Genomic DNA, 22,569 nt, shown 5'->3' on the forward strand with positions numbered 1-22,569 from the left:
AAGCGGACGGCGGGCAGACCAGATGCTGTCCGGCAGGCGCTTTTTCAATGGGACTGCAGGTCAGGTCGCAGGATGTGCGGGCCTGTGCAGGCAGGCTGCGCGTACGTGTCGGCTGCATGATAACCGGTACGCGGCGAGGCCGCGTCGAATGGCCCGATCGGGGCGGCACGGCACGCGTTGTCGGGTCCGGTGCCGGCAACAGGGCGCGCACTCTTGTGCGGCGGTCGTCAGGCGGCGCGCAGGGCAGTCAGTGCCGCGGTCAGCTGCCGGGTGTCATAGGGTTTCTGCAGGACCGTTTCGTTGCGCCACACGTCCGGTATGTCTTCATCGCCGTAGCCGGAGGAAAACACGAACGGTATGCCGCGGCGACGCAACACCAGGGCAGCGGGAAAACTGACTTCGCCGGCCAGGTTGATGTCGAGGATCGCCAGGTCGATCGATGCGGACTCGGCCAGCTCCAGGCACCTGGCCAGGCGCGCCGCCTTGATCACGTTGTAACCCGATGCATTCAGGCGATCTTCCAGCATCATCGCCAGCATCATCTCGTCTTCGGCGAGCAGGATGCAGGGCAGGTGGCTGTCAATGATCATCAGGAAACTACCTCGTCCAGTGGTACATCGATGGTGCAGGTGGCACCGTCGCGGGGAAATGCCAGCGTCACCTCGCCATCCAGTTCATACGGCACGCCTTCATCGATCAGGCGTGAACCGAAGCCGCGGCGCGTGGGCGGATCGACGGCGGGTCCACCGCTTTCCGTCCACTGCAGCAGCAGCCACGGACGGTGGTCCTTCATGCGTGTTGCCCAGGTGACGGTGACCTGGCCTTCCGGCACGGATAGCGAGCCGTACTTGCCGGCATTGGTGGCCAGCTCGTGGAAGGCCATGCTGAGCGCCAGCGCCTGTTTCGGCGGCAGGTTGATCTCGTTGCCCTGCAGGCGTACCCGCGCATCGTCCACGCGTGTGTCGCTGTCGTTGCGGTACGGCGCCAGTTCGCTGTTGACGATGCCGATCAGCGGTGCACCCAGCCACGCATCCCGTGCCAGCAGGTTGTGGGTGTTCGACAGCGCCAGCAGCCGCGACAGGAAGCTGTCCCTGAAGGCGGGCAGATCCGGCGCATTGGCAAGGGTCTGCTGGGCTATCGCCTGCACCGTGGCCAAGGTGTTCTTCACCCGATGGTTGAGCTCGGCCAGCATCATTTCCGTGTGCCGTGCCGCGCGTACGCGCTCGGTGACGTCGCGCGCGATCAGCTTGCCGGCGAACATCGTGCCTTCGTGATCGCATACCGGCGAATAGCTGATCGCCAGCGGTACCGATTTGCCGTCCGGTCGCACCCAGGTCATGTCGAACTCGGCCAGCCGCAGCGGCCGCTCGTGGCTGACGAAAAACTTCCTGGTCTCCTCGGACGGCTCGGGCGGCAGCAGCATGCTCAAGGGCTGGCCGACCATCTGTTCGGCGGTCATGCCGAAGATGCGTTCGGCACCGACGTTCCAGCTGCTGATGCGTTCATCCAGCGAAAAACCGAAGATCGCATCGCGCGAGGAGTTCACGATGGCCGCCAGGCGGGCGTGCTCGCTGTTCAGCTGCTGGCTTTCGGTGATGTCGACGAAGGTCAGCACCACGCCGTCGACGACATTGTCGAAGGTCAGGTAGGGACGCATGCGCAGCAGAAAGGTCGGCGCCTCGCCGGCACCGCGCAAGGTGCGTTCGGTAACCGCCATGTCGTTCAGAACCTGCGCCACGTCGCTTTTCAGTTCCGGGTAGTTGATGCGCGGCGAGATCTCGGTGATCGGGCGGCCCTTGTCGCCGTCACGCAGATGGAACAGCTCGGTCATCATCGGCGTGTAGCTGCGGATGTGCAGCTCGCGGTCCAGGAAGATGGTCGCGATGTGCGTGCTGTCCAGCAGGTTGCGGATGTCATTATTGAGCCGGTTCAAGGCCTCGTTCTTGCTGTTGAGCTCGGCGTTGACGGTCTGCAATTCCTCGTTGATCGACTGCATTTCCTCGGTCGAGGTTTCCAGCTCCTCGTTGGCGGACTGCAGTTCCTCGTTGACCGACTGGTATTCCTCGTTCGCCGACTTCAGCTCCTCGCTGGCCGTTTCGTGCAGTTCGACGGCGGCGTGAAGCTGCATGCGTGTGCCGCGCAATTCGTCCTCCAGCGCGTGGGTGCGGGTGGGCTCGCTGCCGGGCTTGCCGTCCGTCGTCGGGTCGGTCGAGTACGACGCGGGTTCGAGTTCGTGGAAGGCGACCACACACATCTCGACTTTGCCGTCGTCACGGAGATCATCCTGACCCAGCGGCTCCACGATCAGCCGCAACGACCGCTCAAGCCCGTTGAGCAGGACGGTCAGTCCTTCGCGGATCACCTGCTTGCCGCTGGCGAATGCCTGCAGCGTGGCCGCGCGTACGGCGCCGCGTAGCGACTTGTCGAGCAGCTGGAACAGGTTGAGGCTTGCCGCGCCGGCCGATGGTGCCAGGTAACGTCCGGTATCGCCGCCGAAACGCAGTACGTCGTGGCTGCTGTTGATCACCACGTAGGCAGGCGACCACGGCTCCAGTGCCTGGCGCGCATGCTGATCGATCAGGTCTTCGGCATGCCGCGGCGTGGCCTGCTCGGTGCCGTTGAAAGGCCGTGGCTGCATGCTGACAAAGCCCCGCGGGCGCGTATGCGCGCCGTCGCGACGCGCATACAGTCGCTGCTTCTTGTCCAGCTCGGTGAACAGGCGCGCGTTCCGCGCCAGCCGCTCCGACGGCCCCAGCAGCAGGAAGCCGCCGGGTCGCAACGCGTAGTGGAACGACTGCACCAGCCGTTCCTGCAGGTCGTTGTCGAGATAGATCAGCAGATTGCGGCAGGAGACCAGGTCCATCCGCGAGAACGGCGGGTCCTTGATCACGCTGTGCGGCGAGAAGATGCACATCTCGCGGATCTGCTTGGCCACGCAGTAGTCGTCGCGATCCTTGCTGAACCAGCGCTCGAGGCGCTCGGGCGAAATACCGTTCAACGGCGCGCGATAGCGTCCGGCACGGGCGCGATCGATCGCCTGGTCGTCGATGTCGGTGGCGAAGATCTTCACCTTCAGGCCGCGTTGCGAACCCATCGCCTCGCGCAGCAGGATCGCGATGGAGTAGGCCTCCTCGCCGGTGGCGCAGCCTGGCACCCAGATTCGCAGCACGTCATCGCTGGTCTTGTCGGCCAGCAGCGACGGGATCGCGATGGTGCGCAGCGCCTCGAACGCGACCGGGTCGCGAAAGAACTCGGTTACCCCGATCAGGAATTCGCGGAACAGCAGTTCATGTTCGTTCGGATGCTCGCGCAGGTACTCGATGTAATCCGTGACGGTCTCGGCCTGCACCACCAGCATGCGCCGCTGGATCCGCCGCATCAGAGTCTTTTCCTTGTACTGGCCGAAATCGTGGCCGATTTCGGCATGCAGCAGTTCGCAGATGGTTTTCAGGTGCGCGGCCACGTCGCCGCGCACGCCATCGGAACCCTTTTTCTGCCTCGCGGCGTGCATCTGCTTCTGATAGGTCAACAGTCGCGCCGGCATGTCGGACACCGGCATCACCGCGTCGACCAGCCCGGTCGCCACCGCATTGGCCGGCATGCCGGTCATCGCCTCGTGATCGAAGCCGGACTGCGCCAGCGTCAACCCGCCGTGATCCTTCACCGCGCGCAGTCCCAGCGCACCATCGCTGCCGGTCCCGGCCAGCACCACGCACACCGCGCAATCGCCCTGGTCCTCGGCCAGCGACGTGAAGAACGTATTGATCGGCCAGCGATGCTCGCGCGGCGGCGCCGGCTTGCATACCTGCAACACGCCGTCGGCAATGGTCAGCGTGGCATTCGGCGGAATCACGTAGACATGCCGCGCTTCGACGCGCATGCCATGGGTCGCTTCGAGCACCGGCATGACGGTACTGCGGCCGATCAGCTCCGTCAGCAGGCTGTTGTGATCGGGTGCCAGGTGCTGCACCAGCACAAAGGCCAGCTCGCCATCCGCCGGCATCTGAGCGAAGAACGCCTTGAACGCTTCGAGCCCGCCGGCCGAGGCGCCGATGCCGACGATCATGGTGCTGGCCGGTGGCAGCTTGCGGGTTTTCGCCGATGAGCCGCCCTTGCCGGCGGTGGCGGCGGGAGTGGGCACGGGCTTCAGATACGACGGCATGCGGGACAGCCTGAAAATCCGGGCAACGCCCGGATGAGGCGCCAGCATAGCGCGCATGCCGTTCACCCCGGGTGATTGCCGCAGATGGGCTGTTGCGCGCGGATCAGCGCGCGAGCAGATCCTCGTAGAACGCGCCGAAGGGTTCGGTGGGATGCGCGATCTGGATCTCCAATATCCACAATCCGCCGGATGGAGACGCTTCCAGGTCACCCAGGTCGCCGCCTCGGTGCACCGAGTGCGGAAAGTCGCTGACCCGGTGCCCCTTGGTCGCATGGTTGAACCGCCAGCCCATCGTCTCGGCACGCTCGCCGGCAAAGGCATACAGCGCCTGGCCGCTCAGTCCCTGCGTGCGCCACGCGTCGGCAACTTCGCCGAACAGGGCACGCGCCGCATCCGCGCATGCCTGTCGTTCCGGCGCGTGGCCGACCACGAAGGTATCGCCCACGTCGCCCTCATGCCCGTCGAACACCAGTCCGAGGTCGATGAAGTAGCTGTCGTTCTCGCCCAGCCGCACATTAGAGTCGGAGCGTTGCCGATACGTCTTGGTGGTGTTCGCGCCGATGCGGATCAGCACCGGATGCCACAACCGCTCGAAGCCCAGTTCGCGGAATACTTCGGCCGCTTCGAGCTTCGCCTCGTCCTCGCTGATGCCGGGACGCATGCGCTGGTGGATGCCGCGCAGTGCGGCCCAGGTCTTTTCGCGGGCGCGCTGCATCAAGGCGGGATCGAAGCGCGGTCCGACAGCTTCGCGGGAGGGAACCGTCATGAGCGTCTGCTTGATCAGGCCAGCTGGACGAGTGCCAGTCCGATCGCCGCCGGCAACGCCTGTATCCACAGAATCTTCCGGCTCGCGGTCAGTCCGCCGAAGATGCCGGCGACCAGCACGCAGCCGAGGAAGAACACTTTCACACCGAAGCCGGCGCTGCCCAGACAGAGACCCCAGACCAGCCCGGCGGCGAGGAAGCCGTTGTACAGACCTTGATTGGCGGCGAGCGCTTTCGATTGCTCGGCGAATTCCGCGGTGAGGCCGAACGCGCGGCGACCGGAGGGCCTGGTCCACAGGAACATTTCCAGGATCAGGAACCACAGATGCAACAGCACGATGACGGCGATCACGACGTTTGCGGCAACGGACATGGCAACTTCCCCCGGATGGCTGACCGCGGCGCTCCATGGCCGGAACGCCGTGCCTTGAGTGTCGCAGCCGGATTGGTTCATCGCAAATGGAAGTACCTCGAACCGCGGGGAGACTCGGTCAATCTGAGGGTTGAGTATCGCCACGAAAAAACGGATCCATGGAGGCCATGGATCCGTTTGAGCGGGGCGCGCCGACGGGCGCGCCTCTGGTGGGTCAGTCGGTGTGGTGGATGATCTTGGTGATCGCTCCGGTGGTTTCATCGACCAGCAGGTAGTCGCCATCGTCGCCACGCACCCAATGGGAACCATGGACCGGCTCGTTCAGGTGCTCGACCTGCCAGTGCTGAACAACGTAACGATTGTCGCGATACTCGGTGGGCACAACTCCGCCTTCCTTGTACCAGGTGGTGTTGGCGCCGTTGACGTGCTGCACGGTAGTGGTCGTGGTCTTGGTGGTTTGAACGGTGCCGCTTTGATCGTCGGACTGCGCTGCCATCGCTGCGCCGGATGCCAGCAGAGCGGCGCACATGGCCAAGACTAGTTTCGTTTTCATGATGTGCCCTATATGGAATGCCAAGCTTGTGGCGGAGCCACAGGTCAAGGACAGCGGCAAATGTCAGCGCACGCGCTTGCCCGGAGGTGAAACCGTACCGAAGGCATGGCTACTGCGAACACAGCATCGCAAGGTGCAAGCTCGCTGGGCGTGAATTCCGCGGCAGTGGGGAATTCACGTCCAGGCGACGGTCGCACGTCAGCTGTGCAGCAATGACTCGGGCAACAGCGCGACTGGTGCCGTGCCGGTCGTGGCGACCGGCCTGCCCAGTCGCCGCAGCAGGCGGTAGTGCGAGGCGATGCCGGCACCGAACGTGCGGTGTTCGCGATAGGTCACGCCGTACTCGCGACAGGTGGCTTCCACCACGCGCGCGACCAGCGGGTAGTGCACGTGCGAGATACGCGGAAACAGGTGGTGCTCGACCTGGAAATTCAGCCCGCCGATCAGCCAGCTCAATACGCGGTTGCCGCGCGCGAAATCCACCGTGGTTTCCAGCTGATGGATCGCCCATGGCACGTCGATCCGCTGACCGGCTTCGTCCGGTATCGGGAACGCGGCTTCCTCCACCACGTGCGCCATCTGGAACACCAGCGCCAGCAGGATGCCGGCGACCGCCGAAACCAGACTGTAGAACAGCAGCACGGCGCCGACCGGATGGAAGATCAGCGGCAGGCCGAATGCGAGGGTGAAGAACACCAGCTTGCCGATCACGAATCCGGCCAGATCCCAGCCTTTCGGTCGCTTGAACGGACGCTCGCCGACGGTGCCGGTGATCATGTCGCGGAAATCGCCGTAGAAATGCCAGCGGATTGCGGTGACGCCGTACAGCGGCCACAGATAGAGGTGCTGCCAGCGATGCCATGGCCGGCGCGGCTGCTGCGGCGACAGCCGGCCCAGCACGCCGAGATCGATGTCGCTGTCGTGGCCGGCCACGTTGACCCAGGTATGGTGGAAACGCGCGTGCTTCCACTGCCAGATGTACGAGCTGCCGCCGACCAGGTCCAGCGCCAGCGCCATCAGCCGGTTGACCCAGCGCCGCTCCGAATACGCCTGATGGCCGCCGTCGTGCATGATGTTGAAACCGATTCCCGCCGTCGCCGTGCCGAGTACAAGGGCCAGCGGCAGCGCCTGCCACCACGTGACGGCGAAGAACACCAGCGCGACATAGGCAAGCGCGAACATGGCGAGGATGGCCGCCGTTTTCAGGTACATCTGTGCGCTGTCGCGCTGGCGGGTGCCGCCGCGCTTGAATTCGGCATCGACGCGGCGGCGCAGTTCGCGATGGAACGAATTGTCGCCGTTGAACGTCAGCCGCTCGGCGTGGACATCAACTGACAGCGAATCGGCAGAGGAATCCCCGCGATGTGATGAATCGAGGGACATGTCATGGCCTGGCGAAAGATCAGGGATGCATCTTACGCGATTGCGCGTGAGGCGAATGTTGGTCGCCGTCGCGAAAGCGGATGGGTAGCCCGCTCGCCCGGACGATCCGCGTACCCCAATCGATGCCAGCGGGGGGTGGACTGCTGTCAGCCCGTCGCCTTGAACGTCACCACCAGCACGTCGCGATGCGCCGGTTGGGCCGGATCGAGCGGTGTCACCGCGGTGACGCCGTGGAATACGCGGGCGTCGTCGACCAGTGCGGCATCCAGTGCGTGGGTGAGCGTGAAGCTGCCCAGCAGGCTGCCGTCGTGGGCATGGATGGTGGTGGTGCCGCTCTCGATGTTGGTGCGATCGATCAGCAGCACCAGCACGTAATCGACGCCATCGCGGTGCACGCCCTCCGGCGTCGGCTCGCCGGCCTCGTCGGCGCGCGCCTCGATGCGGAACTGGTGCACCTCGATATGCCAATGCCGGCCAGCCGGCGCCAGCGCGCCGAAACAGTCGCGGCAGAAGCCGAGGATGCGCCGCAGGCTGGCGCCATCGGCGATCGTCGGCAGCACGGGTTCGAACCAGCGCTGGATGTCGCCTTGCAAGTGGTTGTACTGCAGGCTCTGGTAATGCGGCTGGTGCGGCTGGCGCCGCACCTCGCCGCCCGCATCGGCGGCGAACGTGGCATGGCGCCTGCGCCGGCGGCGGCCGCTGGCGGCGAGATAGCTGTCCGGCGCCAGGTCGTTCCAGCTGGCAGCGAACGCGGGCCAGTCGGCCAGCATCGGCGCCTGCAGCAGGCGGCGCATGGTGTCGGCGGTGACGAAGGCAAAGCCGTCGCGCTGCAGCCGGGTGTGCAGCGCGGACGTATCGGGGTAATCGGTCATCCCCTTACGTTAGCAGGGCTTGCATGAAGCGGCGACGGCCGCCACCCACCCGGCCTGAGATGGACCGTGTGTGTAGGAGCCCGCTGGCGGGCGATGCTCTTGCTTTGGGTTTGGTCGAACCGAAGAACATCCAAGAGCATCGCCCGCGAGCGGGCTCCTACACACGCAGCCACAGCCAGGTGGGGTGTGCGGGTTCGGCCGGGAAGGGGCGGCACCGGCGGCACGCGGTGCTTCGGTCTAAGGCGCGGGTGGCGCATGTCCGACCTCTGCAGGATCGGCCGATGGTTATAACCAATGAACATATATACGTTTAGATGTTTAGACGTCTATTGACAACACATGATGGTAGCCTTCAATATCCGCTCCACTCATCGAGACCGGCGGAGGGATAGGCCCTTTGATGCCGGGGCAACCAGCGGGAAGCGTTCCCGTCACGGTGCCAAATCCTGCGGAGGCGCCACGGCGCCCCGAGAGATGGGCGTCATTCCTGCCGCAGCTCCCTTCGCGCGCACGGGTGACACCCGGCTCCGGCGCCTCCGCAGGCGATGCGATCGGAGAACCGCATGACTTTTCAGCCGCAGCCACTCGCCGAGCCCGATTTCAGCCGCCCTTCGGCACGCTTTCATGTGGCATCGCGTCGCGAGGGCCTGACCGCCCAGCGCAGCACGCGGCGGCTGGTCATCAACCCCAGGTACGGCAACGGCCCGCGCGAGGTCGAGGTGCGCTACCTGTGGTGCGGCGCGCCGGATGCGCCGACGCTGATCGTGCAAGGCGGCATCTCGGCCGACCGCGACGTCACCGCGCTGGACGGCCATGCCGCTCCAGGCTGGTGGCAGGCGCTGGTCGGCAGCGGTGCGGCGATCGATCTGGAGCGCTGGCGCGTGCTGGCGATCGACTGGCTGACCCCGGACGAGCTGGGCGCCGGCTCGGTGTCCAGCGAGGATCAGGCCGACGCGCTGGCCGCCTTGCTGCAGGCGCTGGACATCCCGCGGGCACATGCCTTCGTCGGCTCCTCGTATGGCGCGATGGTGGCGCTGGCGTTTGCCGCGCGGCATCCGCGCCGCGTGGACCGGCTGGTGCTGCTGGCCGGCGCGCATCGGCCGCACCCCCTCAGTACGGCGCAGCGCAGCGTGCAGCGCGGGATCGTGCGCCTGGGTCAGGCCAGCGGCCAGGTCGACGAGGCGCTGGCGCTGGCCCGCCAGCTGGCGATCACCACCTACCGCGGCAGCGGCGAGTTCGGTCGCCGCTTTGCCGGCAGTCCGGAGTGGCGCGACGACCGCTTCCGTTTTCCGGTCGAGGACTACCTGGAGCATCAGGGCCGCCGCTTCGTCGAGCGCTTCGACGCCGAGCGGTTCCTGGCGCTGTCCGAGTCGATCGACCTGCACGACGTCCAGCCGGAACAGATTCCCACGCCGGCCATGCTGATCGGGTTTCCGTCCGACCGGCTGGTGCCGCTGGCCGACCTGTGCGAGCTGCAGCGCCGCCTGCATGGTCCGGCCACGCTCGAGGTGATCGAGTCGCCGTACGGCCACGACGCCTTCCTGAAAGAACCCGAGCAGCTCGCGCCGCTGCTGCGCGAGACATTGGCGTAGGAGCGCACCCTGTGCGCGATTCGTTGTACCGCAAGATTCCTCGCGCACAGGGTGCGCTCCTACAAAACAGATTTGAAAGACCTGGAGATTGAGATGAGCGAGTCCGCCCCCTGTACCCGCGCCGTGCGCGCCGGCATCGAATCGGACACCCAGCACGGCGCGGTGGTGCCGCCGCTGCACCTGTCGACCAACTACAGTTTCGACGGCCTTGGCGGCAAGCGGCCGTACGACTACTCGCGCAGCGGCAACCCCACCCGCGACCTGCTCGGCAATGCGCTGGCGGAACTGGAGCAGGGCGCCGGCGCGGTGGTGACGTCGAGCGGCATGTCGGCGGTGGCGCTGGCGCTGGAACTGGTGCCGGCGGGCGCCACGGTGCTGGCCGCGCACGATTGCTACGGCGGCACCTGGCGGTTGCTGGATGCATGGGCGAAGAAAGGCCGCTTCCGCGTGGAGTTCGCCGACCTCACCGACAGTGCGGCGCTGGCCGCCGGCCTGGCGCAGAAGCCCGCGCTGGTCTGGGTGGAGACGCCGTCCAATCCGCTGCTGCGCATCACCGACATCCGCCACGTGGCGCAGGCCGCGCACGCGGTCGGCGCGCTGCTGGTGGTCGACAACACGTTCCTGTCGCCGGCGCTGCAGCAGCCGCTGCTGCTGGGCGCCGACGTGGTGGTGCATTCCACCACCAAATACATCAACGGCCACAGCGACGTGGTCGGCGGCGCGGTGGTGGCGCGCGACGCGGCGGTGTTCGATCAGCTGAAGTGGTGGGCCAACTGCAACGGCCTCACCGGCGCGCCGTTCGACAGCTATCTCACCCTGCGCGGCCTGCGCACGCTCAGCGTGCGGCTGCGCCAGCACCAGGAGAACGCCACCCGCATCGCTGCCCAGCTGGACGGTCATGCGGCCGTGCGCAAGGTGTACTACCCCGGTCTGGCCGGCCACGCCGGCCATGCGCTGGCCTCGCGCCAGCAGCAGGGTTTCGGCGCCATGCTCAGCTTCGAGCTGGAAGGCGACGTGACGCAGATCGAGGCCTTCGTCGACGGGCTGCAGTACTTCTCGCTGGCCGAGTCGCTGGGCGGCGTGGAGAGCCTGATCGCGCATCCGGCCTCGATGACGCATTCGGCGATGGCGCCCGAGGCGCGCCGCAATGCCGGCATCGCCGACAGCCTGCTGCGCTTGTCGGTGGGCATCGAAGACGGCGACGATTTGCTGCGCGACCTCGATGCGGCGCTGCTGCGCGCGGCCACCGTGGAGAAATCCAAACGCCGGGTGATCGCATGAGCGCGGTGCTGGATGCGGCGGCTACCGTGGGAGCGGCTGCATCCGCGATCACGGCCCGCGGGACAGTCGCGACTGAAGTCGCTCCCACAAAAATCGCTCCCACAGCGCCTGCCATCGCCATCGTGCTGCTTGGCACCGGCGTGGTCGGCGGCGCGCTGCTGAAGCTGCTCAACACGCCGGCCGCGGCCTCGTTGCGGCTGGTCGGCGCTGCCAATTCGCGGCGGCAGCAGACCGATCCGGCCAGCCTCGCCAGCCGCAGCCTGCGCGAGCAACTGAATCACCAGGGCGACACCCGCGACAACGCCGGCCTGCTCGCTGCGCTCGATGCCAGCGGCGCGGCGGTCCGGGTGATCGTCGACGCCACCGCCAGCGCGCCGCTGGCGTCGCGCCACGCCGAGTGGCTGGCGCGCGGCTATCACGTGGTCACCGCGAACAAGGCGCTGGCCGGCGGTGAACTGCCTGGCTGGCGTGCGCTGCAGGCAGCGGTCGCGCATGGCGGTCGCTACGGCGATTCGGCCACCGTCGGTGCCGGCCTGCCGGTGCTGTCCACGCTGCGCCGCCTGCGCAGCTGCGGCGACAGCCTGCTCACGCTGGAAGGCGTGTTCTCCGGCTCGCTGTCGTGGCTGTTCAATCAATACGACGGCAGCCGCCCGTTTTCCGCGCTGCTGCGCGAGGCGCGCCAGCTCGGCTACACCGAACCCGATCCGCGCTCGGACCTGTCCGGCGAGGACGTTGCGCGCAAGCTGCTGATCATCGCCCGCAACGCCGGCTTTTCGCTCGGCACCGACGAGGTGGACGTGCAAGGCCTGGTGCCCGAGTCGCTGCGCGCGCTGGATACGGAGTCTTTCCTGGCCCGGCTGGAGGAACTGGACGAGCCGCTGGCCAAACTGCATGCCGATGCCAGGTCGCGCAGCTGCGTGCTGCGTTTCCTTGCCCGCCTCAACCAGCGCGGCCGGGCCCGCGTCGGCCTGGTCGAAGTGCCGCTGAGCCATCCGGCCGCACGCCTGTACGGCACCGACAACCAGTTCGCGCTCACCACCACCCGCTACAACACCCAGCCGCTGGTGATCCAGGGGCCGGGTGCCGGGCCGGAAGTGACCGCGCAAGCGTTGCTGGGAGATGTGCTGGCACTGGCTTGAAGGCGTTGCCGCAGTGTTGGGCCGCGGCACCGCTTATCCGGCTGCGATCGCCCGGTCGATGTCTTGATCGGACAGCGCGTGCTCAGGGAGCGAGCCGGGTCAGCCCCATGCCGCTGTCGTGATCGAACGGGTCGGACACGTGCTCGTGGACGATCAGCCAGCGGCCGCCGATCCGGCGCAGTCCCATCGTCACGCGCACCCACATGTCGATCGCCATGCCGCTGATGTTGGTGCCGCTGAAGCGCTGCAGAAAATGGGCGAATGCGGTGTCGCCGGAGGTCGCCACCTCGAGTTCGCGCACCTCGCAGCCGATGCCGCCGTCGAAGGCATCGAACCAGTGCCGCAGCCGCTCGCGCACCACTTCCGCGCTACGCTGGCGCAGCGGCGCGACGATGTCGAAGGACAGCATGTCGGGCGCGTTGTGGCTCATCACTCCGTCGGCGTCCTTGTCGCGGATGGCCTGCGCCTGGCTCTCGACGAGGGCGCGGATCCCGCTTGCGGCATCCGCAGCTTCGTCCCGCGGCCGGCCGAAGAAGACTTCCACCGAGCGGACGCGGCCGCTTTCCAGCTGGAGCCGCTCGATATTGCGGAACGCCGAGCCGTTGGCGGCGGCGCCTTCGTAAAGCACGAAACAGGTGTCGTCCTCGATGAGGAGTTCCTTCACGTCCAGGTAGGCGAACGTTCCGGCATGCGGCCAGCAGCGTTCGAAATACGTGGCACGGTCGATGGCGTCGTCATGCGGGCTGGTGAAGCTGAAGTCGGGACTCAGCAGCGTCTCGATCGCGTCGCGGTCGGCCGAGTGGCAGGTCGCGTAGAAGCGAAGCACGAGATCGCCGGCCTGCTGCGTGTCCGTCATGCGACCCGCTCCGGGTTGTGCCGGCAAGGGCGGGCAGCCGGCCGCTCTTCTCGCGAAACGATTGCCGGGGGAATGCATTGTCGTTCTCCTTCGCACGTCAGGCAGGGCGCCCTTTCGCGTGCTCTCGCATCAATGACGAACGGAGCGGCGCGTTTTCGACACGTGCGCTGGACGGCAAGCATCCCCGAACGAAAAACGCGCGGCTTGCGCCGCGCGTTTTCCATGGCAACCGGTATGGGGCTCAGCGGCCGGTGATGCGTTCGGCCGTTTCCTCGTCCGGCGGCACCAGCGGCGTGAACGGGTCGACGCGTGCTTCCAGCTGCGCCGCCTCCACCGACGGCGTGCGCCAGCCGCACTTCACGCCCCACAAGTAGAACACCAGGCCGATCACCGCCACGACGCCCAGGTCCATGCCGTACGACAGGTAGCCCTTGCCGCCGAACGTGGTGCTGCCGCCCCACGACACCAGCGCCAGCGTGGGCAGGTAGAACACCAGCCACCAGGCGCCTTTCATCTGCCGCGCGAAATCGTGCCAGCCGCTCTTGGCCTGGTAGTACAGGTACACCGGCAACGCCACCACCATCAGCACGATGATCTCGCCGGTCAGCGGCCACTTCGCCCAGTACAGCAGCTCGGTCGACATGATGAAGGCGACGCCGGCGAGTATCGGCAGGCCGCGCAGGCGGAACGGGCGATGCAGTTCCGGTGCGGTGCGGCGCAAGGTCATCACGCTGACCGGACCGGTCAGGTAGGAGATGATCGTGGCCACCGAGATCACCGCCGCCAGGGTGCCCCAGCCGCGAAAGAAGAACAGGAACAGGAACGACACCGCCAGGTTCAGCCACATCGCCGGGCGCGGCACGCCCCACTTCGGATGCACCTGGCCGAGGATCTTCGGCAAGGTGCCGTTGCGCTCCATGCCGTAGATCATCCGCGCGGTGGTGGCGGTGTAGGTCATGCCGGTGCCGCTGGGGCTGATGAATGCATCGATGTAAAGCAGCATCGCCAGCCAGTGCAGGTTGACGATGATCGCCAGCTCGGCGAACGGCGAGCGGAAGTCGATGCCATGCCAGCCGGCCTTGGCCAGCAGGTCCGGCGGCACCGCGCCGATATAGGCGACCTGCAGGATCACGTAGACGACGGTGGCCAGCGCGATCGAGCCGAGCACCGCGAACGGGATGCTCTTGCCCGGGTTGCGCGCTTCGCCGGCGAGATTCACCGGACTCTGGAAACCGTTGAAGCTGAACACGATGCCGGCGGTGGCGACCGCGGTGAGGATGGCGGCGAAGTCGGTGGCGTGCTTCTCGCCGTGGATGCCGACCGAGAAGTTCTCGCTGTGGAAGCCGCTGGCGATCAAGGCGAGGCCGGTGGCGGCCGGCACCACCAGCTTGAACACGGTGATCGCCGTGTTGGAGTGGGCGAACAGCTTCACGCTCCAGAAGTTGACCAGGAAATAGATGATCACCAGCACGGCCGCGATCATCAGTCCCGGCACGGCGAGTTCGCCGTGGCCGTCGGGCATGTGGACGTACAGGTCATGCGCCCACTGCCAGGGCCACGAAGCCATGTACTGCACCGAGGCCTCGGCTTCGACCGGAATCACCGAGACGATCGCGATCCAGTTCGCCCACGCACCGATGAAGCCGACCAGCGAGCCGTGCGAATAATGGCTGTAGCGCACCATGCCGCCGGATTCCGGGAACATCGCACCCAGTTCGGCGTAGGTCAGCGCGATCGTCATGATGATCGCCGCGCCCAGCACCCAGGCCCACACCGCGCCGGGGCCGGCCAGGCCGGCCGCGCGCCAGGCGCCGAACAGCCAGCCGGAGCCGATGATCGAGCCCAGGCCGGTAAGCATCAGGGCGAACGGGCCGACGTCGCGGCGAATCGGACTGGATTGGGACATGGGAGCTCCTGGGCGGGCGTCGGATGCGCCAAAAGAGGCCGATGGTTGCAGACTGTCCGTCCGATGTCACCTTGCGGAAGTCATGTGCGACCGTACTCGGCGACGCCCGTTCCCTGCCGTACCCACGCTGCCAGCGGCGTGTCTGTCTGCGGGAGCGGCTTGCTGTGGGAGCGGCTTCGGCCGCGACGCTCTTCAGTTTTTGACCCATGCAGATCAAGAGCGTCGCGGCTGAAGCCGCTCCCACAAGGGCGATCCATCAGTTGTCCAGCGCCAACCCGCCCTGCGACTGGGCCGTGGGCGCCGCGCGGGCGCGCGCGAACGCCAGCAGCTCGCCCAGCCGTGCGCCTTTCTCGCGCCAGTCGTGGAACAACGACTCGCCGACCAGTGCGTAATGCCAGACACGCTCGCCGCGCTGCTCCGCGTCGAGCGCGTTGATCCGCTCGCACCACGTGGTGGCCGCCTTCAGCTTGCGCTGCACGTTCGGATGGCTGACCTGTTCTTGTGCCTTGGTCTCGACCAGGTAGATGGCGTCGGCCGTGCGCACAAGGAAGTCCGGGATGTAGAACGCGGGCATGCCGTCGTCCTTCACGTAGCGCAGGCGCACGAAGTCGTGGCGGTTCTCGCTGATCTTGCAGAACGCTTCCACGCTGGCATCGATTTGCGCCCATTCGATGAAGGCGCGTTCCAGCCCGCCGCTGTGGGTGGGGAAGGGCAGCCGCGTGTAGATGCACTTGGACACTTCCAGCGAAGCGCTTTCGCGCACCATCCACTTGGTCACCTCGGACAGTAAGCGATGGCGCACTTCGGTCGAACCGGTGATGGTGTGTTGCTCGGCCCGCACCAGCGCCAGACCGAAGATCCGTACGATGTGATCGACCACCGGTTGCAGCAGAAGCAGGCGCCAGCCTTCGTTCTCGAACGGCTCGAAAAGCTCGTCAAACAGCCTCTCGCGGATGTAGTCATCCAGTGCCATCGCCAGCGCGGCGGTATTCATCTGCAGGTACGGACGATCCAGGTTCCGGGCGATCTTGTTGCCCTTCGGCAGCGGATGATTCAGGGCCTGGCTGACTCGCCTGGTCAGCCGCGACAGCAGTTCGTTGTAGCCGCTGACGTTCATCGCCACGCCGTCGACGCGGTAATCGCCGAACAGCGTGCTGCTCTGCAGGTCCTGCGACGTGAAGGTGTCGCCCTTACCCAGCAGCTCGGCCAGTTTCGCGCGGCTCATCGCGCTGAAAGCCGGCAGCGCGGCGATGTCGATCGGCAGGTGTTCGATGTTCTCCTCGGTCTCGCGCAGGATGAACGGGATGGCGAAGTCGTACTTCTCGAAGTCCTCGCGCAGCTCCGCCGCGATCAGGTCGCCGGTGCTGCTGCCCTCGTCGTCGCCGGTGGTGCCGACCAGGCCTTCGCGCATCAGCTCATCATAGAAGCTCTGGAACGCCGGATGCTCGACGATCGAGAGGATGTCGATCAGCGAACCCGGTTCCTCGCCGCGGTTGATCCGCTCGCGGTTCTCGCGCTTGATGTCGGCGTACTCCGGGTCGCGCCACATCAGGCGCAGGCCGCGGCCGATGGTCTGCTCCAGCAGGATCTGCGCCTGGCTGGAACGCAGCGGCACGATCACGCAGATGTTGTCGACGTCGAAGCCCTCGCGCAGCATCAGCACGCTGACGATGACGCGTGGTTGCGCGTGCTTGTCCACGTTGAACAGGCGCTGGCGCAGCGGTGCCCACTGCTTCTCGCCCAGCTCGGCTTTCCTGCCCGAGTCGACGGTGAGCACATCCTCCTCGTGCAAGCCCTCATCACGCAGGAAATCGGCCACCAGGGGCGACACCGTGGTGTCCTCGCACACCGCCAGCATCTTCGGATGGCGCGCGGCATCGACGCGGGCGAAATCCGCTTCCAGCTTGCGCAGTTTCTGCAGGCCGGCGCGCAGCATCACGCGCTGACCTTCGGAAAGCGCCACGTTGCCGTCGGCATCGCGTTCGGCGGTGAATTCCAGCGGCAGCGCGCCCAGTTCCTTGCGCTTGTCCAGCACCATCGATTTCACCAGGCCCAGCCGCATCGCCGCCTTCAGGTCGAAGTCAACCACGATGTGCGGGAAATACACCTTGCGCCGGTTCCTTCCGCCACCGACGTCGTTGTACGGAGTGGCGGAGAAATCCATCTGCACGAAACGGCGGCCCTTGCCCTCGGCGATGATAGACAGGCTCTTCTGCCACTCGACCTCGGTGGTCTCGCCGCCCGATTTCAGCTCATGGATATGGTGCGCCTCGTCGTTGAACACCATCAGGTCGGGCAGATCAGCGAGATAGCTCAATATGTTGCCGCGCGCCCAGCGCCGGTCCAGCACGTCGAGGCTGTTGCCGGCGGCGCGGCCGGGAGTCAGCGGCAACACCTCATAAGCTACGCGGGCCGCGTCGGCGACCATGCCGGGCGCGTCGACCCACTCCGTCTCGTCCTGCTCCGCTTCCTCCTCGGCTTCGCTGAGCAGGTGCCAGTTGGTGATCGCGATCATGCCGTTGCCGGTGGCCTTCAGGCCGATCTCGGTCTTGGTGCACACGTTGCCGCGCACGAACTGCGCGATGCGTTCGCGCCGCGCCGGCGGGGTGAACAGTTCCGCGTAGCTGGCGATGTCGGAGCTGGCGAAGTCGCGGCTCTTGTCCTCGTTCTCCTTGCCCAGGAACGCATCGAGCAGCCGCTCGTACACGATCAGTCCCGGCGCCACGATCAGGAAGCGGCGGGTGAAACGCGGGTCGTCGCGGCCTTCGTCCAGCGCCGCGGTCCTGTTCAACAGCTGCCACACCAGCAGCGCCTGCAAGACCCAGGTCTTGCCGGTGCCGGTGGCCATCTTCAGGCAGTACTTCGGGTGGCCGTGCTTGACCTGCGCCACGTCGGCAAGACGCGTGCCTTCGAGCAACGCGCCCGCGCACACTTGCTGGTACAGGTCCTTCAGGCCCGGACTGTCCAGCACCTCGTGCGCCACGATCACGTTGAGGATCGCCTGACGCTGGCCGGGATGGAAATTGAACGCGCGCGACTGGCAGGCGTCCTCGCCGAACCACCAGCGCAGCAACTCGGCGGTCACCGGCGTCACCAGTTCGTACAGGTCGGCGATGCCCTGTTCCAGTCCGATGCACAGCTGCTCGGTGCGGCGGGTGAGTGCGGCGGCCAGCGCCAATGGCTGGTTGACGTCAGTCATGGCGAGGCTTTCCTGACGAGTTTTTCGCCGGTTGCTGGATATCGCGAAAGCCCGCTTTCCGTGGGAGCGGCTTCAGCCGCGACAACCCCGCCTTCCCGCCAGCCACTGTCGCGACTGAAGTCGCTCCCACAAATGTCGTGGCGCTCATGGCCTGGACTCCGCCACTACCTGTACCACCTCGGCCTCGAAGCCGAACACATCGACCACGCGCACGCAGACGCGGCGCCCGCCGGTCTTGTGCGGCACGCTGAAGCGCGCCTCGGTCACCACGCGCAGCGGGTCGTCGTCGTTGGCGGTGTTGCCGCGGTAGTCCTGCCACACGGAGCGGAATACCGCGCCGTCGTAGTCCGGGTCCACCGCCCAGTACTCGATCAGCGCCAGCGGTTCGGCGTTGGCCACCTTGAGCAGCTTCTTGCGGTTGTCCTCGTCCAGGTTGATCGCCTCGGGCGAGAGCAGCACGTAGTTGTCCAGGGTGACCTGCAACTGCTCCTCGTCGCCGCTGCGCTGGCGGCGCACCGGTTTGATCGTGAGGTACTGCAAACTGGAAAAGCGCACCTGGCCGCGCAGCTTCTCGATGCCGCCTTTCTTGCGCAGGCGGTCGAGCAGGTCGGGCGGGATCACCAGCACTTCCAGCCGCGGGTCGCTCAGCGCGGTGATGCTCTGGCCGATCGACGGCTCGAAATTCCAGCCCAGCACCACCACCCGGTCCCAGCCGCCGAGCAGGTGTTCGCGCTGGGCGATCGCCTTGCGCAACGTGGCGTCGCCGGTGAGCTTGTTCGGCGAATCCACCAGCACCAGCGTCTTCTTGCCGCCGTACACCACCGCGCCGAGATTGCGCAGCGGGTTGTCCTCCGGCTGCAGCGGCAGCGCGCCATACAGCGACAGCACGATTCCCGACAGGTCGCCCACGCGGAACTTGCGCCCCAGCGAACTCTTGGCCGCCTCGACCTGGTAGTCGCCGATCGCCTGGTACAAGAACGGCTTGGCGCCCTGGTCGATCAGCCGCTTGCGCATGATCATGCAGGCCGGCTTGCCGAGGTCGGTAGTGACCCAGCGTCGGCCGAGTCTTTCGGCGACGGCGGCGGTGGTGCCGGAGCCGCCGTTGAAGTCGGCGACGAGGCCGCCTTCATTTGAAACCGCGGAGATGACTCGCTCAAGAATCGATTCGGGTTTTTGCGTATCAAACCTAAGGTTCTGCGTTCTATCAGCTGGTTGCAGCATCGACAGACGCCAAACATCGTCGATGGTCCGATGTGTCGATTCTTGGTAGATAACTTTTCCGCTTTCGTCTTTTGCGTTGACGATAGAACCCTTTTCTTTGCTCCAGATCCGTTTGATCTGCTGGACAGGGTTATCTCGCTTTTCCTTCTGCGGATTGAAAGTAAATTCCGGCCCTTTGCGGTAATACAGCAGATTGTCGTGATTTCTAGGAAAGCAGTTCACGTTGCCCTGCATCTTGTTGTAGTACCACCAGATAATTTCGTTGGTGAAATTGCGCGAGCCGAAAACGTCATCCATGACGAGTTTCACGTAATGACCCACATGCCAATCCAGATGCACAAAAATTGATCCGCTATCACTCAATAGCTCCCGCATCAGAATCAATCGCGGCGTGATCATCGCCAGATACGACGCCGTGCCGTCCGACCACGTATCGGAATACGCGAACTGCTCGATCACCGTCGGCTTCTGCTCCAGCTCCACGCCGGGCAGGGAAACCTTGGTGCGGTAGTCGGCCTTGGAGTCGAACGGCGGGTCGATGTAGATCAGGTCGACCTTGCCGCGCAGGCTGGGCGTGTGTTCGTCGCCGGCCAGCAGCGCGGCCATCGCCAGCAGGTTGTCGCCGTAGATCAGCCGGTTGGTCCAGTCGGCGCTGCCCTCGTCGCCCAGGTGCGCCTGCCGGTTCGCCGCCGTGATCCAGTCGCTGTCGCGCGTGTCCTTCGACGGCAGCACCCACTCGCGCGTCTGCAGGCTGACCCGGTGGCGTCCTTCCAGGCTCTCCAGGATCTTCTCGGCCTGCTTGCGGCCCTCCCTGACGATCTCCGGCAGCTGTTCCAGCAGTGAATTGGTCACGCGGCCGTTCCCCATGAAGTAACTACAAACGTTAATCATAGTGAACCCGATACGTGAACTGTTAGATCGGACGGCCGGTAAGTTGCCACGGGATGACTGACGAACGCGCCGAATTCTCGAAACGCCTGGCTGCCGCGATGCTCGCGCAGGGCCATGAGCCGCGCCCGGGAGTGCTGGTCACGCAGTTCAATCTCCGCTTTCGGGGTACCTCGGTGGTGTTCCAGACCGCTTCGCGCTGGTTGAACGGCAAGGGGATTCCCGAGCAGGACAAGCTGGTCGTGCTGGCCGACTGGCTGAAGGAAAGTCCGGAATTCCTGCGGTTCGGCGATCGGGCCGCGCGCGGAAAGCGTGGCGCCAGACAGGTCAAGGAAGAGGCGTCGACCTACGACGACCAGAAGGTCTTCGACATCTACCGGACACTGCCGGCTGCGCAGCAGAAGGTCGTGTGCGACGTGATCCTTGCCTTGGCGGCGCCGCCTTCGAGGCAGTCGGTCTCGGCCAAGCGCAGCGCTGGCACGAAAACAGATAGCCGCCGATAGCCGAAGGCTTCAATCGAAGAAGGGCGGTCGGCTGGCGATTGAGCTGGCGGCGTGCGGGATCACGATGCGTGGCGTGGGGCATCGCCCGCGAGCGGGCTCCTACACGTGGGGTCCCGGGGGTTCAGTGGGGCATCGCCCGCGAGCGGGCTCCTACGCGTGGGGTACCGGAGGTTCAGCACTCGATCACGTTGACGGCGAGGCCGCCGCGCGAGGTCTCCTTGTATTTGTCCTTCATGTCGCGGCCGGTGTCGCGCATGGTCTTGATCACCTTGTCCAGCGAGACGCGGTGCTTGCCGTCGCTCTTCAGCGCCATGCGGCTGGCGTTGATGGCCTTGACCGAGCCCATCGCGTTGCGCTCGATGCAAGGAATCTGCACCAGGCCGCCGATCGGGTCGCAGGTGAGGCCGAGGTTGTGCTCCATGCCGATCTCGGCGGCGTTCTCGACCTGCATCACGTTGCCGCCGAGCGCGGCGGTGAGGCCGCCGGCGGCCATCGAGCAGGCCACGCCGACTTCGCCCTGGCAGCCGACCTCGGCGCCGGAGATCGAGGCGTTTTCCTTGTACAGGATGCCGATCGCGGCGGCGGTCAGCAGGTACTCGATGATGCCGTCGTCGTTCGCCTTCGGGCAGAAACGCAGGTAGTAATGGCCCACGGCCGGCACGATGCCGGCCGCGCCGTTGGTCGGCGCGGTGACCACGCGGCCGCCGGCGGCGTTTTCCTCGTTGACTGCCAGCGCGTACAGGTTCACCCAGTCGAGGATGGTCAGCGGATCCCTCAGTGCGGCTTCCGGCGCGTTGCGCAACTCCTCGGCCATCGCCGGTGCGCGACGGGCGACTTTCAATCCGCCGGGCAATACGCCGGGCGAGCGCAGGCCGCGGTTGACGCAGTCCTGCATCGCTTTCCAGATCGTCAGCAGGCCGGCGCGGGTTTCTTCCTCGCTGCGCCATACCGTTTCGTTGGCCAGCATCAGCTGGGCGATCGTCATGTCGTGCTGCTTGCACAGCGCCAGCATCTGGTCACCGGTGGAAAAAGCGTACGGCTGCTCGGTAGTGTCGGCGACGATGCGGTCTTCCGCCGCCTCGTCGGTGTTGACCACGAAGCCGCCGCCCACCGAGTAGTAGTCGCGCGTGGCCAGTTCGTTGCCGCCGGCATCGTACGCGCTGAAGCGCATGCCGTTGGTGTGGAACGGCAGCTTCTGGCGCTTGTTGAAAACGAGGTCGCGCTTTTCCTCGAACTCGATCTCGTGCCTGCCCAGCACGCGCAGGCGTTGCGTCTTGCGGATGCGTTCGAGCGTGGCGGGAATCAGGTCCGGATCGACCGTGTCGGGATGTTCGCCTTCCAGCCCCAGCAGCACGGCCTTGTCGGTGCCGTGGCCGCGGCCGGTCATCGCCAGCGAGCCGAACAGTTCGGCGCGCACGCGGGCGACCCGGTCCAGCACGCCTTTTTCCTCCAGCCAGCGTTCGGCAAAACGCGACGCCGCGCGCATCGGTCCGACCGTATGCGAGGAAGACGGTCCGATGCCGATCTTGAACAGGTCGAATACGCTGACGGCCATGGCTGCACGCTGTTGAAGGGAGTGGACCGGTTATTCTACGCGGCGCCCCCGCCTTTGGCTGTCCATTCGCAAGCGCATGCCTGACCTGATCCTGTACCAGCGCGATTACTGTCACCTGTGCGACCTTGCACTCGCCGTGCTGGCCGAGGCGCAGGCGCCGGATTTCGACAGCGTATGGGTCGACGACGCCGAGGCATTGGCGCAGCGCTACGGCACCCGCGTGCCGGTGCTGCGCGATGCCCGCGACGGCCGCGAACTGGACTGGCCGTTCGACCCGGCAGCCGTGCGCGCATTTCTCGCCGCCCCGCCGTAGGTAGGAGCC

The 22,569-nt window shown here is 66.0% G+C and carries 17 protein-coding genes and 1 riboswitch; of the genes, 5 read left to right on the forward strand and 12 right to left on the reverse strand.

The window, feature by feature from the left end; translation table 11 throughout:
- Window positions 1-227: 227 nt before the first annotated feature.
- The 7 genes from ACFPPB_RS13210 to ACFPPB_RS13240 all read right to left on the reverse strand — a co-directional run bounded on the left by ACFPPB_RS13210 (window position 228) and on the right by ACFPPB_RS13240 (window position 8,107).
- The gene (locus tag ACFPPB_RS13210) at window positions 228-590 is read right to left on the reverse strand and encodes a response regulator (RefSeq protein ID WP_377327816.1); all 363 of its coding nucleotides are present in this window, start codon (window positions 588-590) and stop codon (window positions 228-230) included.
- A complete protein-coding gene (locus ACFPPB_RS13215; RefSeq protein ID WP_377327818.1) occupies window positions 590-4,162 on the reverse strand; it encodes a chemotaxis protein CheB in 3,573 nt (1,190 codons plus the stop codon). Before ACFPPB_RS13215 ends, ACFPPB_RS13210 begins: the two co-directional genes overlap by 1 nt.
- A gap of 103 nt (window positions 4,163-4,265) precedes the next feature.
- Complete coding sequence (locus ACFPPB_RS13220) at window positions 4,266-4,928, reverse strand: M24 family metallopeptidase (protein ID WP_377327820.1); 663 nt, start codon at window positions 4,926-4,928, stop codon at window positions 4,266-4,268.
- Between the two features lie 14 nt (window positions 4,929-4,942).
- Entirely contained in the window at window positions 4,943-5,299 is a 357-nt protein-coding gene (locus tag ACFPPB_RS13225; RefSeq protein WP_377327822.1) for a DUF1304 domain-containing protein, read from the reverse strand.
- A 214-nt stretch (window positions 5,300-5,513) separates the two neighbouring features.
- Window positions 5,514-5,852, reverse strand: coding sequence for an RcnB family protein (locus ACFPPB_RS13230; protein WP_377327824.1), 339 nt, complete (start codon window positions 5,850-5,852; stop codon window positions 5,514-5,516).
- A 198-nt stretch (window positions 5,853-6,050) separates the two neighbouring features.
- Entirely contained in the window at window positions 6,051-7,235 is a 1,185-nt protein-coding gene (locus ACFPPB_RS13235; RefSeq protein WP_377327826.1) for a fatty acid desaturase family protein, read from the reverse strand.
- 146 nt (window positions 7,236-7,381) lie between these two features.
- A complete protein-coding gene (locus ACFPPB_RS13240) occupies window positions 7,382-8,107 on the reverse strand; it encodes a 2OG-Fe dioxygenase family protein (RefSeq protein ID WP_377327828.1) in 726 nt (241 codons plus the stop codon).
- 365 nt (window positions 8,108-8,472) lie between these two features.
- Window positions 8,473-8,588: riboswitch (SAM riboswitch) on the forward strand.
- Window positions 8,589-8,670: 82 nt separating this feature from the next.
- Here ACFPPB_RS13240 and metX point away from each other — a divergent pair.
- The 3 genes from metX (at window position 8,671) to ACFPPB_RS13255 (ending at window position 12,119) form a co-directional block, all read left to right on the forward strand.
- Window positions 8,671-9,699 carry a homoserine O-succinyltransferase MetX gene (gene metX, locus ACFPPB_RS13245; RefSeq protein ID WP_377327830.1) on the forward strand — a complete coding sequence of 343 codons (1,029 nt, stop codon included), beginning with the start codon at window positions 8,671-8,673 and terminating at the stop codon, window positions 9,697-9,699.
- Between the two features lie 81 nt (window positions 9,700-9,780).
- Window positions 9,781-10,980: a cystathionine gamma-synthase gene (metB, locus tag ACFPPB_RS13250; protein ID WP_377327950.1), complete on the forward strand. Its 1,200-nt coding sequence runs from the start codon at window positions 9,781-9,783 to the stop codon at window positions 10,978-10,980.
- On the forward strand, window positions 10,977-12,119 hold the full coding sequence (locus ACFPPB_RS13255; RefSeq protein WP_377327832.1) for a homoserine dehydrogenase family protein: 1,143 nt from the start codon (window positions 10,977-10,979) through the stop codon (window positions 12,117-12,119). The genes metB and ACFPPB_RS13255 overlap by 4 nt, the downstream gene beginning before the upstream one ends.
- Before the next feature lie 82 nt (window positions 12,120-12,201).
- On the opposite strand, the gene ACFPPB_RS13260 is transcribed toward ACFPPB_RS13255, so the two are convergent.
- The 4 genes from ACFPPB_RS13260 to ACFPPB_RS13275 form a co-directional block, all read right to left on the reverse strand.
- Window positions 12,202-12,975 (reverse strand): nuclear transport factor 2 family protein, encoded by a 774-nt coding sequence (locus tag ACFPPB_RS13260; protein WP_377327834.1) that lies wholly within the window; start codon window positions 12,973-12,975, stop codon window positions 12,202-12,204.
- Window positions 12,976-13,216: 241 nt separating this feature from the next.
- Window positions 13,217-14,881, reverse strand: coding sequence for an APC family permease (locus ACFPPB_RS13265; protein ID WP_377327836.1), 1,665 nt, complete (start codon window positions 14,879-14,881; stop codon window positions 13,217-13,219).
- Between the two features lie 256 nt (window positions 14,882-15,137).
- Entirely contained in the window at window positions 15,138-18,080 is a 2,943-nt protein-coding gene (locus ACFPPB_RS13270) for a DEAD/DEAH box helicase family protein (RefSeq protein ID WP_377327838.1), read from the reverse strand.
- A gap of 144 nt (window positions 18,081-18,224) precedes the next feature.
- Window positions 18,225-20,153 (reverse strand): DNA methyltransferase, encoded by a 1,929-nt coding sequence (locus ACFPPB_RS13275; protein ID WP_377327840.1) that lies wholly within the window; start codon window positions 20,151-20,153, stop codon window positions 18,225-18,227.
- 92 nt (window positions 20,154-20,245) lie between these two features.
- Between ACFPPB_RS13275 and ACFPPB_RS13280 the strand changes: the two genes are divergently transcribed.
- Window positions 20,246-20,692: a hypothetical protein gene (locus ACFPPB_RS13280; RefSeq protein WP_377327842.1), complete on the forward strand. Its 447-nt coding sequence runs from the start codon at window positions 20,246-20,248 to the stop codon at window positions 20,690-20,692.
- Between the two features lie 172 nt (window positions 20,693-20,864).
- On the opposite strand, the gene ACFPPB_RS13285 is transcribed toward ACFPPB_RS13280, so the two are convergent.
- Complete coding sequence (locus ACFPPB_RS13285) at window positions 20,865-22,247, reverse strand: L-serine ammonia-lyase (RefSeq protein WP_377327844.1); 1,383 nt, start codon at window positions 22,245-22,247, stop codon at window positions 20,865-20,867.
- A 76-nt stretch (window positions 22,248-22,323) separates the two neighbouring features.
- Between ACFPPB_RS13285 and ACFPPB_RS13290 the strand changes: the two genes are divergently transcribed.
- Window positions 22,324-22,560: a glutaredoxin family protein gene (locus ACFPPB_RS13290; RefSeq protein ID WP_377327846.1), complete on the forward strand. Its 237-nt coding sequence runs from the start codon at window positions 22,324-22,326 to the stop codon at window positions 22,558-22,560.
- Window positions 22,561-22,569: the final 9 nt, after the last annotated feature.

Origin of the sequence: Rhodanobacter terrae (assembly GCF_042657005.1) — a bacterium.
Lineage (GTDB): Bacteria > Pseudomonadota > Gammaproteobacteria > Xanthomonadales > Rhodanobacteraceae > Rhodanobacter > Rhodanobacter terrae.